We start from the raw sequence: 17,229 nt of genomic DNA, 5'->3' as shown, positions 1-17,229 counted from the left end.
TCATATGCTAGTGGGTGATAAATAAATGAAAACAATCCGTAAACCTAGTTGGCAAATAGCCTTGATACCTATTGTGAGTACCTTGGCTATATTGATGCTGCAAATATTGATGTTCAATGGCGCACCCCATGTCCCTCTTATTTTAGGTATTGGAATTACTGCTGTATTTGGAATAGCTCACGGTCATAAATGGTCTGACTTGCAAGATGGCATGTTATCAAGTGTTGCAGTGGCCTTGCCAGTACTAGGTATATTTATGGTGGTGGGTATGACTATTGGCACTTGGATAGCCAGTGGTACTGTTCCTCTTTTGACTAAAATTGGCTTGGAAATTTTGACTCCAGCTGGGTTTCTACCATTAACTTGTATTATCTGTGCCATTGTCTCTGTTTTTACAGGTACCTCATGGGGAACAGTGGGAACCATTGGTTTGGCTCTACTAGGAATTGGGGAGAGTTTAGGGATCCCTAGTTATTTTACCGCCGGTGCTATTGTTTCTGGCGCGTGGTTTGGTGACAAAATGTCGCCTTTGTCAGATACCACTAATTTTACAGCAGCTATAACCGGCACTAATCTCTACACTCATATGCGTAATATGCTGCCTACGACCTTACCTGCTTTAGTTATTTCTTTGATTATTTACAGTTATTTAGGCAATACCTACACCAGCACGTTAGCTGAATTGGGCAATGTTGAAACGCTAGATAGATTGTTGACAGAAACCTTCGTATTAAACATCTGGGTGTTATTTCCACCTTTGGTTATCGCTATGTGTATTTGGAAAAAAGTTGAACCTATGCCCTGTATGTTCCTAGGTGTGTTTACAGCCAGTGCCATTGCTTTTTTCGTACAAGACATGTCTCTAAACAATATCTTACAAGTGATGATGAATGGTTACATAAGTGATACTGGAAATTCTGCCATAGATAGCCTGTTATCCAAGGGCGGTATTATGTCCATGACCTGGGTAATTACACTCATTATGATTGCTATGGCGTTTGGCGGAGTGTTACAAAAAACGGGGTGCTTTGATGCTATTTTAGCAAGTGTAATGCCTCTCATTAAAGGGCGCATAGGCTTGGTATTTGCCACTATGTTTGCAACAGTGAGTTTTAATTTTGCTAGCAATGCGTTTATTGCTTACACCATTCCTGGTCGAATGTTTACGCCTGCATTTAGGGGGCAGGGATTATCTAGCTGCAATGTCTCAAGAATTTTAGAAGACGGAGCCACCATGAGTGCTCCTCTTATCCCTTGGAATTCGGGTGCTGTATTTGTATCAAGTACCTTAGGTATTCCTACTCTACTTTATGCCCCTTTTGCTTTTTGTAATTGGATATCTTTTTTGTTTAATTTGTTTTGGGGAATAACTGGTTGGTTTATACCTAAGGCTTCTGAACAAGAAATTCAAACATGGTGCCAACAGAAATCGCTTATTTTACATGGTGGAGTAATGGAAGAGGCAAGCCCTGAAAACACCAAAAACCTAATCATCTATTGCGATGCTAAGCATAAGCAATAGAAGTTAATACAAGTTATTTTAATGTGGAGAAAAACGTGAAACCAGCAACCGTAGCATATGTACCTTCAACCCATGATAGCGAGAATGATCCTCGTAATGAGCATATTAAAATTTATGTAAATGGTGAGTTAGTAGATAAAGAAGACGCTAAAGTCTCTGTGTACGATAGTGGATTTTTATTAGGGGACGGTGTGTGGGAAGGCTTGCGCTTGTATAAAGGAAAATTAGCTTTTCTTGATGAGCACTTAGAGCGTTTATATGAATCCGCTTATTTTTTGGATATAGATATTGGCGTTAGCCGAGATGAAATGAAAGGCATTTTACAACAAACCTTAGATGCCAACAATATGAGTGACAATGTTCATGTTCGCTTGATGGTAAGCAGAGGTAAAAAAACTAAACCGTTCCAGGATCCTCGCTTAAGTATTTTTGGCTCTACCATAGTCGTTATTGCCGAACACAGTGTGATTAATTTAGAAACTGCAAATAATGGTGTGACTTTGCACACAGTACCCATTGTAAGAGGTTTACCTACCACTCAAGATCCTAAGTTAAATTGTCACAACAAACTAAACTGCATTACTGCTCTTAACCATGCTTTAAAGGCTGGTGCTAATGAAGCCTTGATGCTTGACCCACATGGTTTTGTCAACACATCCAACTCCTGTAATTTTTTCATTGTTCGTAAAGGTGAGATTTGGACGTCTTCAGGTGACTATTGCATGAACGGTATTACTCGAAAAAAAGTGATCGAAATCTGTGAAGAAAACGGGATCCCTATAAAGTTAAAAAACTATTCTTTATATGAAACCTACTCCGCAGATGAAGCGTTTTTGACAGGTACATTCGCAGGGCAAACTCCTGTTACTGAAATTGATGGTAGATTAATTGGAGATGGAAAGGCTGGTCCTATGCTGGCAAGAATCAAAGCGTTGTATAAACAAAAAGCAAGCGGTTAAATGGCCTTGCTAGGCTAATTTTACAGGATTTACTTAAATTGGCAGTGCTTAGTAGGAAAGCTTTACGCCAAGCTAAGCGCTGATCCCACCACTTGCCGAGCCACCACGGGTTTTGCCACTTTTATCGTAGGTCATGGATTCTTTGGCTCTGGACTCAAGTAACAAACTGCGTAAATGCTCGAGCCTAAGTTGCCCTTGCTCCACTGCAGTTTCGTTGATCTGAGTGCGGAATTTACATTGATTTACTAATTCTTTTGCTTCACTAAATAGAGAAGTGATCTCAGGGTGGTCTTTTAACTCTTGACTGGCTTGTGTATAAACCTTTGAAATGACGAGATCTTGTTCTTGAATTGTATTGAGTAAGGCTTCTTTTACTTTAAGGAGTGAAATAAGAGCCTCTGCGTCTCGACTGCTAATAAGATGCAATTCTGTTTCTAGAACTTTTTGAAGCTCTTGCAAGTTCGTATTTTGTGCAGTAATTGTATTTTTTAATTCAAGCATAAGAATAACCGAAATCACCAAGGTAATTCATTATGCTTTTTTTAAGCATCAGTACCAAATATTTCTGACTCTAATGCTGATATTTTTTTAGCTAAGCTTTCAGCGTTAATTGTATATTCACCGCTTTGTATGGCTTTTTTCAGCTTATCAACTTTCTCTTGGTTAACAGGTGCTTCAGAGCCTTTCTTCTGGACTTGATTTAGGTGTTGAGCTGAAGAAGTCAGCGACACAGAATCTTGTCGAGGTAAAGACGCGCTTTTTTGCGTACCAAGCTGCTGCGCTTTATCGTTATCTAAAGCTTGCTGCTGTTGATTTAACTTTTGATTATCTATCGGCGTTTTAGGGCTGCCGTTATTCACATTATTAATAGACATGATGACTATCCAATACCTTAAATTAAAACCTCAAACATATTATCGACTACAAACGTGATTAGTTTAGTAAATAAAGTAAAAAAAATTATGAATTAAATAAAGCTACTGTTATTTATAGTTTTATTCAAAATTAAAAATTTACTTCTACTTGCCCTGTACTGGTTACTTTAGCCTGAATTCGCTTGTTTGAGCGACTATTTCTTACTTGAATTGTATCACCGACTTTACCATCTTCCATGGCAATCCCGCTAGTTTTAACTCGCATACTTTTTGAACCTGCTGAAATTACGACGTTATCACCCTTGCACACAAAACATAAGTTTTGTGGAGACACAGGTCTACCTGCAGTAACTCTACGTTTAATTCGAGCGCCAATTACCTCTTCAACACTTGAAAAGGTAGTACTTCTCAACCGTTTTACATCCATATCTACTGTGCTGACGTTGTTTCTTGTTAGTATGGTTCCCGGACTCACTGCACTTGATATAACCACGACAGGTTGGGTTTGAAGGGCCTTGATTACCATAAATATATACCATCCATTGGAGGCACATTGGGCTTTTACCGTTACATTTGATTGTTTAAGTGCTTCGGGACTGGCAGAAAAAAGTAAATCTGACGGGCAGTCTGGTATTACTATTCTGTCATCAATTGGCATTGCAGATACATCTATTTGATGTTGTGTGTCAGCCTCTAATTGTTCTAATACATACCTTTCACCTTGCTGGATAAGTTGTTGTTTAGCTAAATTATTTTCTGATGCGGCCGTTACACTGGTATATATATAACAAATAATTGCTATAAACTTGACCAGCGTTTGATAAAAATATGAATTTTTCATGTTCACTTGTCGTTAAGTTGTCTATGCTAGATGCATATTAACCGAGGCAATAACTCCTAGGTTTTGAATACAACCTAATGAGTTAGTTGGATTCAGTAGGTTAGGTAGAAAGCGTCAATTATTTGTTGTGATATCACGAGAAAGCAAATTTTGAGCCGGATTTAAATGAATTGGAGCGACACATGTCTGAAATTCTTAACTCAGTTAACCAGCGAACGCAGTTGGTGGGTGAAAACAGATTAGAGTTATTATTATTTAAACTTAATTCAAGACAACGATTTGGTATAAACGTATTTAAAGTGCGTGAAGTATTACAATGCCCCCCTTTAACTTCAATGCCTAAACTAAACAGTTTGGTAAGAGGTATTGCGCATATTCGTGGGCAAACTATATCTGTAATCGACATGAGTATGGCCACAGGTGGCAAACGAATTGAAGATGTCGCTAATTCTTTCATTATTATCGCTGAATATAATAGCTCAGTGCAGGGCTTTTTAGTTGGTTCTGTGGAACGCATTATTAACACCAATTGGCAGTCAATCATGCCACCTCCAAAAGGTAGCGGAAAAGCAAGCTATTTAACGGCGGTTACTGAAATAGAAGACGAGCTTATTGAAATTTTAGACGTTGAAAAAATCTTAAATGAGATTTCTCCTGTTAATACTGATTTGAGTGATGATTTTGAAAGTACAATCGAGACAGAAGATAACGACCAGCAAAAAATTATCTTTATTGCAGATGATTCTTCCGTTGCTCGTAATCAAGTTAAGAAAGCGCTTTCAGCCCTTGGATTAGAAATTGAACTTGCTAAAAATGGTTTAGAGGCACTTGAGCGATTAAAAGAAATAGGAGCTGAAACCGGAGATGTTACCGATAAGGTTGGTGTGTTGGTATCTGATATTGAAATGCCAGAAATGGACGGATATACCCTAACTGCTGAGATCAGGAATACTCCTGAACTTAAGAATCTTCACGTTATCTTACACACATCTTTAAGTGGAGTCTTTAACCAAGCAATGGTTCAGAAAGTAGGGGCCGATGATTTCATCGCAAAATTCCACCCTGATGAATTAGCTTCATCAGTGCAAAAATGGTTTGGTAGTACTAAGTAGAGCTTGTCTAGTAAATGCCTTTGTAGTTAGGCGTTAGGATGTAAGAAAAGGAAAAGGCTAGAATGACAGAACACGAACTCGACTTTAAGCGATATTCTGCGTTCGCTAAGTTTCTTGAAGATACATGCGGCATCGTTTTAGGGGATAGCAGGCAGTATTTGGTTCGTAGTCGTTTGTCACCTGTTGCTAGACAGTTATCCTTAGATTCAGTTGAGGCTTGCATTGATAGTATTTTAGCGGGTAACAGACAAAGCCGAGATTTAGCCGTTGAAGCAATGACCACCAATGAAACCTTGTGGTTTCGCGATCAATATCCTTTTGTTCTTCTAGAAAAAGAAGTTTTACCCCAGTTTGCTAACAAAGCCGGTCCTATTAGAATTTGGAGTGCAGCTTGCTCATCAGGTCAAGAGGCTTACTCCATAGCCATGACCATTCTTAATTACAAAAAGTCTGGTAAACAGCTTAGAAATAATGCTGATATTTTAGGCACTGACATATCTAAAGAAATGCTAGAACGTTGCAGACTAGCAGAATATGATCATCTAGTTATGGCTAGGGGGTTAGATGCGAAACTTAAAGCAGAATATTTCGAACCCAGTGGTAATGACAAGTATAAAGTAAAATCAAATGTGACAGCCATGACTCAATTTAAGCAATTGAACCTGCTAAGTAGTTATCAATCTCTAGGACGCTTTGACATTATTTTTTGTAGAAATGTGCTGATTTATTTTTCTCCTGAAGTTAAAAAACAAATCCTGCAAAAGTTTGCCGCTTGCCTGCAAGAAGGCGGCATATTATTTTTAGGGGCCTCCGAGTCCATTACCAATTTATCAGAAGAATTCTCAATGGTTCGATGCCATCCTGGCCTCTATTACCGTAAAACCTCCAAAAAACCTTAGTATCCACGTTATTTTTACCTAAATTACTCCCTATGGCATAGGCTTTGCTAAGTTAAATCCATAGAGGAGAAATACATGGCAATCAGCTTAGACAAATTGATGGGGTTCCACCATAAAGCTTTACAAGTTCGCACTGAGCGAATGGAAGTTATTGCAGGAAACCTCGCCAACGCTAATACGCCGGGTTACAAGGCAAAAGATATTGATTTCCAGCAGGCAATGAAGTCTGCCCAGTTCAATCAAAGCCATAATTTAACCCGTACCCATGAAGGACATATCAAGGGCTCAATGAAAGCCGTCGATAATTTACAGTTTAGAACACCCGACCAACCGGACACAGGTGATGGTAATACAGTCGACGTGCAAATAGAACGTAATACCTTTTTGGATAACGGTCTTCGCTACCAAGCTGGTATGGAATTTCTTAATGGAAAGATTAAAGGCATGAAAAAAGCCATTAGTGGAGGACAGCAATAATGAGTCTATTTAATGTAATGGATATCGCAAGTACAGGCATGAGTGCGCAAAGTATTCGTTTGAACACTACCGCTAGTAATGTAGCGAATGCTAACAGCGTTAGCAGTAGCTACGAAGATACTTACAAAGCTCGTCATCCAGTGTTTGCTGCTGAAATGCAGCGAGCATCTCAAGAACAAAGTGCAGGTTCTAAAGTCAGTGTTTTAGGTGTTGTTGAGAGTACAAAACCTTTGCAAATTGAATATAGCCCAGGGCATCCCATGGCTGATAGTGATGGCTACATATATAAACCTAACGTCAATGTTGTTGAAGAAATGGCAGATATGATGTCAGCCTCAAAGGCTTACGAAACCAATGTGCAAGTAGCAGATACGACTAAGCGTATTTTTAGAAATGTATTAAGACTAGGCCAAGGCAGCTAGTTGGGCTTAGTGATGATGCATACAGAGGATAGATTGTGGATACAGTAAATAATGGCTTAAACAGCGCTCTTTATTGGCAACCAGAAACAGTTGAAGTGGCTGATGATTCTAATCAGACTTTATCTCAAGAAGATTTCTTTTCGCTATTGACTGAACAATTGGCCAACCAAGATCCAACGGCCCCCGTTGATAATGATCAAATGGTTGCCCAAATGACCAGCTTTACTATGGCTGACGGTATTGATCAGTTAAATACCCAGTTTAGTGACTTTGCGAGTTCAATGACTTCAAACCAAGCATTACAAGCCTCTAGCTTGATTGGGCAAGATGTTTTGTTACAAGGTGATATCGGATATATCTCTGAAGAAGGGCAAAATATTTCTGGGGTTGTCATTAGTGAGGAAACTATCCAAAACCTTGAAATCACTATAGAAAACGAGACAGGTGAAATAATAAAAACCATTAGTGCCGGTACTCAAGCTGCTGGCAATATTGAGTTTAATTGGGATGGCACAGATGCAAACGGCAATAATGTGCCTGTTGGAAACTATGTTGTCAGTGCCCAAGGAAAAATAAGCGGCGAGTCGGTACAAATGCCAACTGCTATCAATAGGCATGTAGACAGTGTCAGTTTGGCTGCGAGCAGCCAAGGTATCATTCTTAATTTAGATGGTGATGTTAGTGTCACACTTGACGACGTCATTCAAATCGGTGGTTAACAGGAGAAACTAATTATGTCTTTTAATATTGCATTAAGTGGTGTGTCTGCAGCACAAAGAGACCTAGATACAACAGCAAATAATATTGCAAATGTTAATACTGTAGGGTTTAAGGAGTCTCGTGCTGAGTTTGGTGACGTTTACGCGCAATCTTTATTGGCGGGTGGTAAAACTAAAGTCGGCGATGGGGTATTAACCCAAGAAGTAGCACAACAGTTTTCTCAAGGTAGCTTACAATTTACAGAAAATGCTCTGGATTTAGCTGTAACTGGTACAGGCTTTTTTGCCACTGTCCCAGATATTGAAAATAGAGATTTTTCATATACTCGTGCAGGTGCATTTAAGTTAAATTCAGATAATTTTGTTGTTAACTCAAATGGCGACCATTTATTAGGATTTCCAGTAAATGTTGATGGAACCTCTGCGTCAGTGGCATTAAGTACCACTGAGCCAGTTACTATTCCTGACTCATCGGGTTCGCCTTCAGCCACTTCTGAAGTGTCTCTTACTATGAATTTACCGGCAGGTGACGAAGCGGTAGACCCAGCGTTTTTTGACCCAGATGATCCTACAACCTACAACTCTGCAACCTCAATAACCGTATATGATTCGTTAGGTGATAGTCATGTCATGACCTATTACTTCATGAAAGATAGCACAGCGGCCAGTAGTAACGAATGGATTGGTGTAACCTATGTTGATGATCTGCCTCTTGAAGATGGCGTTGAAGGAACAGTAAACGAAGTAGGTGTAACTTCTTTAGGAGATGGTACTGCAGGCTCTGGCGTGTCAGCTTTTAAAATGGTGTTCAGTAGTGGCGGTGACTTTACGTCTATGCAAGATTCTAATGGTGATGACCTACCATTAGGTGATGCGATTTCAGCCGAGCTCGGTGCAACTATCTTAACTAATGGTTCAGAGCCGACGCAAACCATTACTACTAACTTTGTTTTAAACTCCCTTACCTCAGTTGCTGATGAACCCACTCAATACGCATCGTCTTTTGAGGTGACATCACTGGAGCAGGATGGATTAGCAGTTGGTAGATTGACTGGTATCGATATTGATTCTGATGGCTTGTTACGTGCGACATACTCAAATGGTACGTCTGAGCCAATCATTCGTATCGCCTTAGTTAGATTCGCTAATGAGCAAGGATTAACGCAACAAAGTAATACCGCATGGAAAGAAAGTATTGCTTCTGGTGAAGGCTTAGCGGGCGAAGCGACTACCGGTACGTTTGGTGATATCAATTCATCGGCATTAGAGCAGGCAAATGTTAACCTCACTACAGAGCTAATAGACCTAATTATTGCCCAACGTAACTTCCAGGCAAACTCTCGTGCACTTGAAATAAACAATCAGTTAAATCAGACAGTTTTAAATATTAGATAATAACTATTTGATTTTTATGAACTTTAAAGGCTGCCAATTGGTGGCCTTTTTTATTTTAGTCAGTAAATAGGGAGACCTGCCAGCTTTTTACATAGATGGCATCCTAATTGCAATTTCGTTAGTAATATTTTCATTTAGTCAAGATTCTGTCATGGATAAATTACTATACATAGCCGCAAGTGGGGCCAATCAAGACCTAACAGGCTCTGCAATACGAGCCAATAACCTTGCTAATGCTCAAACTACAGGCTTCAAGGCTCAGTTAGAGCAAGCTCGTGCTATGCCGGCATACGGCGAAGGTTTGCCGACTCGCGTTTTTTCGATGACAGAAAGCCCTTCTAATGATTATGAAGGCGGCACTATGATTCAAACTGGCCGAGAATTGGACGTAGCACTTCAAGGAGATGGCTGGTTTTCAGTATTAGATGCAAATGGCAACGAAGCTTACAGTCGAAATGGTAGCTTTGAATTAGGCGCTAATGGTGAGCTAAAAGACTCCCATGGTAATGCTATTGTTGGTGATTTTGGACCTATTTTCCTGCCTATTCCCGTATCAAATATCAACATTGCTAATGACGGTACTTTGTCAGTTCGGCCTCAAGGAGCACCTGAGACGGTACTCGAAGAAGTAGGGCGCCTTAAATTTGTTAATCCCGACGTATCCAATATGCAGCGAGGAACAGATGGTTTATTTCGAATGAAAGATGGGGAGCCGGCAGCAGAAGATCCGACTGTTAGTGTCCGTACAGGGTTTTTAGAGGGCAGTAATGTTAATCCGGTAGAAGAGATGGTCAGCATGATTACATTGCAGCGCCATTATGAAATGCAAGTTAAGTTGATGAAACGCGCAGAGAGTATGGATACTCGCGGCAATCAATTGCTGCGCATCATTTAATAAAACGTAATAGATACATTGATTTTAGGAGATAAATTATGCATCCCGCACTATGGATAAGTAAAACAGGCTTAGATGCTGCACAAACTGACGTAGCGGTCATTTCTAATAACTTGGCTAATGCTAGTACAGTTGGCTTTAAAAAAGACAGAGCAGTATTTGAAGATCTACTTTATCAAAACATTAATCAGCCTGGAGGTCGCTCGTCTGCGGATACAGAACTTCCATCTGGGTTGATGCTAGGTGCCGGAAGTAAAGTAGTTGCAACTCAAAAAAGTCATACTCAAGGCAATATGTTAACCACAGATAACTCTTTAGATATGTTGGTTAACGGCAATGGTTTCTTTGAAGTGTTACAACCCGACGGCACTATCGCATATACCCGTAACGGTCAATTTACCTTGAATGACCAAGGGCAAATTGTGACGCCTGGCGCTGGATTCTTATTGCAACCAGAAATCACAGTACCAGAAGACGCACAACAAATTACTGTTTCTCAAGATGGTGAAGTTTCAGCGTCTATCAATGGAGAAGCAGAGCCACAAGTATTAGGGCAAATAACGTTATCTGACTTTATTAATGACACTGGGTTACAGCCTATTGGTCAAAACCTATATGTTGAGACAGCGGTAAGTGGTGCGCCAATTCAAGGGGTGCCTGGCCTTGAGGGGATTGGAACTATATTGCAAGGCGCTCTTGAAACATCGAATGTAAATGTAACTGAAGAGTTGGTTAACTTGATAGAAAGCCAACGTTTATACGAAATGAATTCAAAGGTTATCTCTGCCGTCGACACTATGTTAGGTCAGGTCATACAGCAGTTATAGTAGGAGGGAAGTTTGATGGTTGATCAAATTTTATTGAAGACGATTGTGCTTTTAGGAGCCGCGTTATTATTTACGGGATGTGGCTCAACTAGCGCACAGCACCCTTTGCCTAATGATCCTTTTTACGCGCCTATTGTACCTGAATCACCTAGGCAAAAAATTTCCAGTGATGGTGCAATTTTCCAATCAGATATGGCTGACAGCTTATATTCTGATGTAAAGGCCAGAAGAGTAGGTGACATTATTACGGTTACCCTGCAAGAAAACACCAGTGCAACTAAATCTGCAGGTACCAGCAAATCAAGAGAGACAGGAGTAGACGTAAGCCCAATTGTTGGATTAGGCGGTAACGCAGTAAATATTGGCGGCCAGTCGATTCAGTTGGGGCTAGATACAAGTAATGAATTTGATGGTGATGCTTCAGCAAATCAGAGTAACAACCTAAACGGAAATATTTCGGTCACTGTGGTACAGGTTTTAGCTAATCAAAATTTATTAGTTCGTGGCGAGAAATGGCTAACCTTAAATAACGGAGATGAGTATATCCGTTTAACGGGTGTGGTACGCCCTGCTGATGTAAGCCCTACCAATGAAATTGTCTCCACTAAAATTGCTAACGCGCGCATTCAATACAGTGGCACAGGCAGCTTTGCGTCTGCTCAACAAGCTGGCTGGTTAAGTGGCTTTTTCTCATCTGAATATTGGCCATTTTAGGCTGGAGAGTTAAATGAAATTTTTTGTTTCCATAATAGTGGTAACGAGTTTGCTGTTATCGCCAGTAGCCTCTTCTCAAAGAATTAAAGACTTAGCGTCTATTCAAGGTGTCAGAAGTAACCAATTAGTAGGGTATGGCTTAGTGGTTGGTTTACCAGGAACTGGAGAACAAAGTCCATTTACCGAGCAAAGTTTTCGGACAATGTTAGCTAACTTCGGCATAAGTTTAGATAGCAGTGTTAAGCCCAAGATAAAAAATGTGGCTGCAGTGGCAGTACACGCAGAGCTAAAACCTTTTGTTAAACCAGGTCAAACTATTGATGTGACAGTGTCTTCAATAGGCGAGGCTGCAAGTTTACAGGGTGGCACTTTAGTACAAACCTTTTTGAAAGGGTTAGATGGTAATGTATATGCAGTTGCCCAAGGTAGCCTAGTGGTTAGTGGTTTTGGGGCAGAAGGTGGTGACGGTTCAAAAATTGTGGTTAACACACCAACAGTAGGCAGAATAGCCAATGGCGCACTGGTAGAAAGAGCGGTAACCAGTGGCTTTATGCAAAATGATTATTTAACTTTGAATTTGAACTACCCAGACTTTACCACAGCAAAAATTTTGGCTGACACCATTAATAGTCGATTAGGGGCAGACCCATCAAAAGGCTATGTGATTGCTACACCTTTAGATGCCGCGTCGGTTAGGGTTTCTGCACCTAGAGATGTAGGGCAAAGGGTTGGATTTTTGGCCACATTGGAAAATTTTGAATTTACACCAGCTAAAGCGTCAGCTCGTGTAGTTATTAATAGCCGAACAGGAACAATTGTTATAGGACAAGATGTTCGCTTGTTACCTGCAGCTATTACTCATGGTGGATTGACAGTTACTATAGCTGAAAACCAAACTGTATCACAGCCTAACCCTCTCGCTGACGGTGAGACAGTTGTGACAACTCAATCTATAGTCGATGTAAATCTAGACGATACCCGAATGTTCAGTTTTGATCCTGGCGTGACGCTCGATGAGTTGGTCAGGGCTGTAAATGAAGTGGGTGCAGCACCTGGTGATTTGATGGCGATTCTTGAAGCCTTGCGTGAGGCTGGTGCCCTGCAAGGCGAGTTAGTGGTTATCTAGGTAATTATCATGGATCAAACTCTACTTAGCCAAAGCCCACTTGAGGCATCAAGAAACGCCAATGATATAAAAGGTTTGGATACTTTACGCCAAGCTGCTCAAAGTGGTGATAGAGCGGCTCTAGAGGAGGCGGCTAAGCAGTTTGAAGCCATATTCGTTCAAATGATGTTGAAGTCTATGCGTAAAGCCCAAGATGTATTGGCAGACAAAGACAGTACGACAAACTCTGAGCAAGTTAAGTTTTATCGTGATATGCACGACCAACAGCTCGCCACTGATTTATCCAGTAATGGCAGTATTGGCCTTGCAGATATTATTGTTAGGCAGCTAGGGCAATTAGGCGATGGTTATATGCCTGCTGGGGTGATCCGCGATGACGGTAACCTATCAAGTATTAACCGTCAGGCAGTAGAGCAAACACGATCTGCTCAAAGTCTTGTTTTAGGCGAGGTAAGTGGTTCTCAGCAGCCAAGTGGTACCCAAGCACAGGCCAAATCCACTAATGCGTTTAAATCTCCTGCTTTTACAGATGCTCAAGCGTTTGTTGAGCAGCTTTACCCTATTGCTCAGCAGGCTGCAGAAACCCTTGGCCTTGATCCTAAAGCTCTGCTAGCTCAAGCCGCCCTAGAAACAGGCTGGGGCAAACACATGATCCACAATATTGACGGTGAAAATTCCCATAATTTGTTTGGTATTAAAGCAAGTCGCAGTTGGCAGGGTGATAGAGCCATGGTGGATACTGTGGAATTTGAACAAGGCATTGCCTCCACCAAAAAACAACCATTTAAAGTATACGAGAACTTTGCAGAAGCGATGAATGACTATGTTAATTTAGTTCAGCAAAGTCCACGTTATGAAGAAGCAGTAAAAAATTCTGCTTCGCCACAAAATTATTTCTCTGAATTACAAAAAGCCGGTTATGCAACGGATCCCGAGTACGCAAACAAAGTTATATCGGTATTCGAAAGTGCACAATTTAAGCAGTATTTACCATGAAAACACCACTAACGAATGCCGTTGTAATTAGGAGAGCTTACATTGATTACTAGTAACTCTAATCGAAATATTGTCACTGCCGATCTTTACTCTATTGCTACTAGTGGTGTGAATGCGAGTAATCAATTATTAACCACTACAGGTAACAATATTGCTAACGTAAATACCGATGGGTATGTACGGGAGCAAACTACATTTGTAGGGCAGTTGTATGGTGGTGTGGGAGAGTCTACCACTTCTAGGGTATTGAACACTTTTGCGCAAAATCAATTACGCCGCGATACCACCATGCAAAGCGAGTTTCAGACTTATTACGATAAAACCTCAGTTTTAGATAACTTATTTGCAAGTGAAGCCAATAGTATTTCTAGCAGTATGAGCCGTTTTTTTGCTTCAATTCAAACCGCTACAGATGATCCTACTAGCATGGCAGCAAGACAAGTTGTACTGGGTGAAGCTGAGTTAATGGTTAGCCAAATCGGAATTGTTTCGAATTTCTTAGATGAAAGGCAAGATGAAGTTAATAAAGAATTTGAAACGACCATAGGTGTTGCCAATACCTTAATTCAATCTATTTCTGATTTGAATGAATCAATTCGCAGCATTCAAGGAAATAACCCTAATAGTGAACCTAGTGCCCTTAAAAATGAACGAGACCAAGCTATCATGGAGCTTGCGGAACTTGTGTCTATAGAAACACGGGTAAACGCTGATGACGGTGGCGTATTGGTGAACCTATCATCTGGCGAGTCTTTAGTCTTACAAGATGGCTCGTTTAACGTATTCACTGTCAGTAATGATGCGGATATAAGCTATACCTCATTACAGTTAACCAGTGATGACAACTCAACTAGCTTGAATATCCATGAAACTGACATGGGGGGAACGCTAGGTGGTTTGTTTAGGTATCGTGATGAAGTATTAGAAAGTAGCCGCAGAGAATTAGGACAAATAGCCCTAGCTTTGACTGACGCTGTTAATACTCAGAATAACCAGGGGATGGATTTCGACCAGCAACTTGGTAGTGACATTTTTACTAGACCAGAAGTTATAGGTTTAAAATACCCAGATAACTCAGACCCCAGTTTACTTGTTTCTGGCAGAATGACTGCTGGTGAAAGTAGCAGTATTACCAGTGCTGACTATAGAGTGACAGTTAATGGCGTAAATGGTGGTACGCCTGACACCATTGATATTACAGTTGCCTTGGTAAATCCAGATGGAACGGCTGTGTTAGATGTTGATGGCAATGCTATTACTCAAGACTATACGGGGTTAACTGCCGAAGAAGGCACATTTAACTCAGTCATAGGTGGTATCGAGTTAGAATTTGCAAGTGGTTCAAGTTATGCCGTAGGTGATGAGTTTTTACTACAACCCACTAAAGAAGCGGCAAGTGTTATAGAGCTTGCGATTACTCGCCCAGAAGATTTGGCTTTTGCATCACCCATTCGTGTTGAAGGAAGTATTAATAACCTTGGTGACACTACTGTGACCGCCAGTGGCGTCACAAATACCGTGGTTGATAATACTTTTTCAGATAGTGGCGCGTCAGCATTTGATGGTGCTGGTGGTATTCATAGTGCAGGTAGTTCGCCTACAGGCGCTGGCGGTGTGGGTGCACCTGCTGAAATTTATTTTACTTCAGCGACAGATTATCAAGTATTAGACGATACTGGTAATGTCATTACAGAAGTCACTGGTGCCACAAGTTTTTCCAATATGCTTGCTCAAGCAGAAGCCTCAGGTTCTGGTCCGGCTTGGCCTACTGAGTTTTCAGCAATGGATAATTATCCTGGTTATGATTTTAGTTTACAGGGTGAACCTAAAGCCGGAGATAGTTTTACCATAGGCTACAACACAGACGGTCTGAGTGACACCAGCAATGGATTAGCATTGGCTAACCTACAAAACTCCGACAAAATGCTTTTAAATAATAACGGCAGTGAAAACCTTATTACTTTCCATGAAAGTTATTCAAATATCGTGACTGATATCGGACAAAAAGCATCAAGTGCCGACATATCCTTGCAAGCTGCAGATGCATTAAAGTCCCAATCTAATAACTGGTTCCAATCAATATCAGGAGTGAGTTTGGATGAAGAGGCGGCAAATTTGGTTAAGTATCAGCAGTCTTATGCTGCATCCGCTAGGTTGCTAAGCACGGCTCAAGATATATTCAATACAATATTAGGCGTTGTTTCTTAAGAGGCTTATAGATTATTTATGCGTATTTCTACTGCACAATTGTATGACCGTAGTATCCAAGCGGTTTTGGATAATCAAAGTGACCTATCTGATGTGCAACTGCAGTTATCGTCAGGTAAAAAATTACTTACACCAGCTGATGATCCTGTAGGTGCTGCACAGGTTATTAGGTTAACTGAAGAAATTGACCAGATTAATCAATTCAAAGTTAACAATAACATGTTAAACAATAGCTTAGAGCAAGAAGAGACAGTGCTTGGTAGTGTAAATGATGCCATTGACCGTGCCAGAGTCTTAATGGTGCAATCGGGAAATGGTATTTATACCAGTGACGATAAGCGCGCTATTGCTATTGAGATTGAAGAAATTCGAGATCAAGTCTTTGATTTAATGAATACTCAAAATTCCGCTGGCGATTACATCTTTGCTGGTTATCAATCTGACTCACCCGCCTTCAGCTATAACGAGAGCTCTACAGGCAACAAGTATAGCTTTGAAGGCGATGATGGGTTTAATGAAATTAAAATATCGGACTCAGTGCAACTACAAGTTAATAATAGTGGTTTTGAGGTATTTGAAAACGTAAGTGCTAGAAATAAAGCTTCTATCAGTGGCTCTACAGGCGTGTTAGATGCAAGTATGAAGATAGCTGAACAAGCAAGTTATGATGCTTTTCATGAAAATAATTATGATGCAGTGAACCTAGCAAATAATGAGTTTAGATTAACTGTAGTGTCCGCTACTCAGGTGCAAGTAACAAATCTAGGTACGGGAGCTGTATTAGATACTGTTGATTTTGAAAGTGGCAGTAGCTTTTTGTATCAGGGCTTAGAATTTAATATCAGTGGTACTACTGGCGATTCTGTTGACTTTGAATTAGCTCCACCGGAAAAGAAGAATATTGCTGAAACACTAAATGATTTTGTTATCGCTTTGAGCAATGAAAATCTGAGTGATTCGGAATTTGAAGAAGCTTTAACTGATGCACTAACCGGGGCAGACAATGCGTTAACTCGCATTGGCGAGTCAATGTCTGCTATCGGCGCTAGAATGAATGTGGCTGACTCGGTATTAGCTTCTAATCTGAATATACAAATTGCCAATCAAACTGCAAGAGCAAATATTGAAGAGGTTGATTATGCAGAGGCTGTTTCTGAGTTAAGCCGTCAAGAAACTGCGCTCCAGGCTGCACAGTCTACCTTTAGTTTAGTTACAGGTACGTCACTATTTGATTATCTGTAG

18 protein-coding genes are annotated in these 17,229 nt (G+C 40.5%); 15 read left to right on the top strand and 3 right to left on the bottom strand.

Going from position 1 to position 17,229, the window contains the following annotated elements; genetic code table 11:
- The first annotated feature begins 25 nt into the window (after positions 1-25).
- Both nhaC and ACMUMK_RS10715 read left to right on the top strand, forming a co-directional pair.
- Positions 26-1,522: a Na+/H+ antiporter NhaC gene (nhaC, locus tag ACMUMK_RS10720; protein WP_414701111.1), complete on the top strand. Its 1,497-nt coding sequence runs from the start codon at positions 26-28 to the stop codon at positions 1,520-1,522.
- 35 nt (positions 1,523-1,557) lie between these two features.
- The gene (locus ACMUMK_RS10715; RefSeq protein ID WP_414701110.1) at positions 1,558-2,481 is read left to right on the top strand and encodes an aminotransferase class IV; all 924 of its coding nucleotides are present in this window, start codon (positions 1,558-1,560) and stop codon (positions 2,479-2,481) included.
- Positions 2,482-2,553: 72 nt separating this feature from the next.
- Here ACMUMK_RS10715 and ACMUMK_RS10710 read toward each other — a convergent pair whose 3' ends face one another.
- The 3 genes from ACMUMK_RS10710 to flgA all read right to left on the bottom strand — a co-directional run bounded on the left by ACMUMK_RS10710 (position 2,554) and on the right by flgA (position 4,197).
- Positions 2,554-2,982, bottom strand: coding sequence for a flagella synthesis protein FlgN (locus ACMUMK_RS10710; protein WP_414701109.1), 429 nt, complete (start codon positions 2,980-2,982; stop codon positions 2,554-2,556).
- 41 nt (positions 2,983-3,023) lie between these two features.
- A complete protein-coding gene (gene flgM / locus ACMUMK_RS10705; RefSeq protein ID WP_414701108.1) occupies positions 3,024-3,356 on the bottom strand; it encodes a flagellar biosynthesis anti-sigma factor FlgM in 333 nt (110 codons plus the stop codon).
- Positions 3,357-3,486: 130 nt separating this feature from the next.
- Positions 3,487-4,197, bottom strand: coding sequence for a flagellar basal body P-ring formation chaperone FlgA (gene flgA / locus ACMUMK_RS10700; protein ID WP_414701107.1), 711 nt, complete (start codon positions 4,195-4,197; stop codon positions 3,487-3,489).
- A 182-nt stretch (positions 4,198-4,379) separates the two neighbouring features.
- Between flgA and ACMUMK_RS10695 the strand changes: the two genes are divergently transcribed.
- The 13 genes from ACMUMK_RS10695 to flgL all read left to right on the top strand — a co-directional run bounded on the left by ACMUMK_RS10695 (position 4,380) and on the right by flgL (position 17,229).
- Complete coding sequence (locus ACMUMK_RS10695) at positions 4,380-5,309, top strand: chemotaxis protein CheV (protein ID WP_414701106.1); 930 nt, start codon at positions 4,380-4,382, stop codon at positions 5,307-5,309.
- Positions 5,310-5,371: 62 nt separating this feature from the next.
- The gene (locus tag ACMUMK_RS10690) at positions 5,372-6,208 is read left to right on the top strand and encodes a CheR family methyltransferase (RefSeq protein WP_414701105.1); all 837 of its coding nucleotides are present in this window, start codon (positions 5,372-5,374) and stop codon (positions 6,206-6,208) included.
- A gap of 75 nt (positions 6,209-6,283) precedes the next feature.
- Positions 6,284-6,685 carry a flagellar basal body rod protein FlgB gene (flgB, locus tag ACMUMK_RS10685; RefSeq protein WP_414701104.1) on the top strand — a complete coding sequence of 134 codons (402 nt, stop codon included), beginning with the start codon at positions 6,284-6,286 and terminating at the stop codon, positions 6,683-6,685.
- On the top strand, positions 6,685-7,107 hold the full coding sequence (gene flgC, locus ACMUMK_RS10680) for a flagellar basal body rod protein FlgC (protein ID WP_414701103.1): 423 nt from the start codon (positions 6,685-6,687) through the stop codon (positions 7,105-7,107). The genes flgB and flgC overlap by 1 nt, the downstream gene beginning before the upstream one ends.
- 35 nt (positions 7,108-7,142) lie before the next feature.
- Entirely contained in the window at positions 7,143-7,826 is a 684-nt protein-coding gene (locus tag ACMUMK_RS10675) for a flagellar hook assembly protein FlgD (RefSeq protein ID WP_414701102.1), read from the top strand.
- A gap of 15 nt (positions 7,827-7,841) precedes the next feature.
- Complete coding sequence (flgE, locus tag ACMUMK_RS10670; protein WP_414701101.1) at positions 7,842-9,221, top strand: flagellar hook protein FlgE; 1,380 nt, start codon at positions 7,842-7,844, stop codon at positions 9,219-9,221.
- A 151-nt stretch (positions 9,222-9,372) separates the two neighbouring features.
- The gene (locus ACMUMK_RS10665) at positions 9,373-10,116 is read left to right on the top strand and encodes a flagellar basal body rod protein FlgF (RefSeq protein WP_414701100.1); all 744 of its coding nucleotides are present in this window, start codon (positions 9,373-9,375) and stop codon (positions 10,114-10,116) included.
- 38 nt (positions 10,117-10,154) lie between these two features.
- A complete protein-coding gene (gene flgG, locus ACMUMK_RS10660; RefSeq protein WP_414701099.1) occupies positions 10,155-10,943 on the top strand; it encodes a flagellar basal-body rod protein FlgG in 789 nt (262 codons plus the stop codon).
- Positions 10,944-10,958: 15 nt separating this feature from the next.
- Positions 10,959-11,657 carry a flagellar basal body L-ring protein FlgH gene (gene flgH, locus ACMUMK_RS10655; RefSeq protein WP_414701098.1) on the top strand — a complete coding sequence of 233 codons (699 nt, stop codon included), beginning with the start codon at positions 10,959-10,961 and terminating at the stop codon, positions 11,655-11,657.
- Between the two features lie 13 nt (positions 11,658-11,670).
- Positions 11,671-12,783: a flagellar basal body P-ring protein FlgI gene (locus ACMUMK_RS10650; protein WP_414701097.1), complete on the top strand. Its 1,113-nt coding sequence runs from the start codon at positions 11,671-11,673 to the stop codon at positions 12,781-12,783.
- Positions 12,784-12,792: 9 nt separating this feature from the next.
- A complete protein-coding gene (flgJ, locus tag ACMUMK_RS10645; RefSeq protein WP_414701096.1) occupies positions 12,793-13,779 on the top strand; it encodes a flagellar assembly peptidoglycan hydrolase FlgJ in 987 nt (328 codons plus the stop codon).
- A gap of 42 nt (positions 13,780-13,821) precedes the next feature.
- On the top strand, positions 13,822-15,987 hold the full coding sequence (gene flgK, locus ACMUMK_RS10640; RefSeq protein ID WP_414701095.1) for a flagellar hook-associated protein FlgK: 2,166 nt from the start codon (positions 13,822-13,824) through the stop codon (positions 15,985-15,987).
- A gap of 18 nt (positions 15,988-16,005) precedes the next feature.
- A complete protein-coding gene (gene flgL, locus ACMUMK_RS10635) occupies positions 16,006-17,229 on the top strand; it encodes a flagellar hook-associated protein FlgL (protein ID WP_414701094.1) in 1,224 nt (407 codons plus the stop codon).

The sequence above is a fragment of the Paraglaciecola sp. 2405UD69-4 genome (genome assembly GCF_047525415.1).
GTDB lineage: Bacteria > Pseudomonadota > Gammaproteobacteria > Enterobacterales > Alteromonadaceae > Paraglaciecola.
This window is presented reverse-complemented; position numbering and strand designations above follow the sequence as displayed.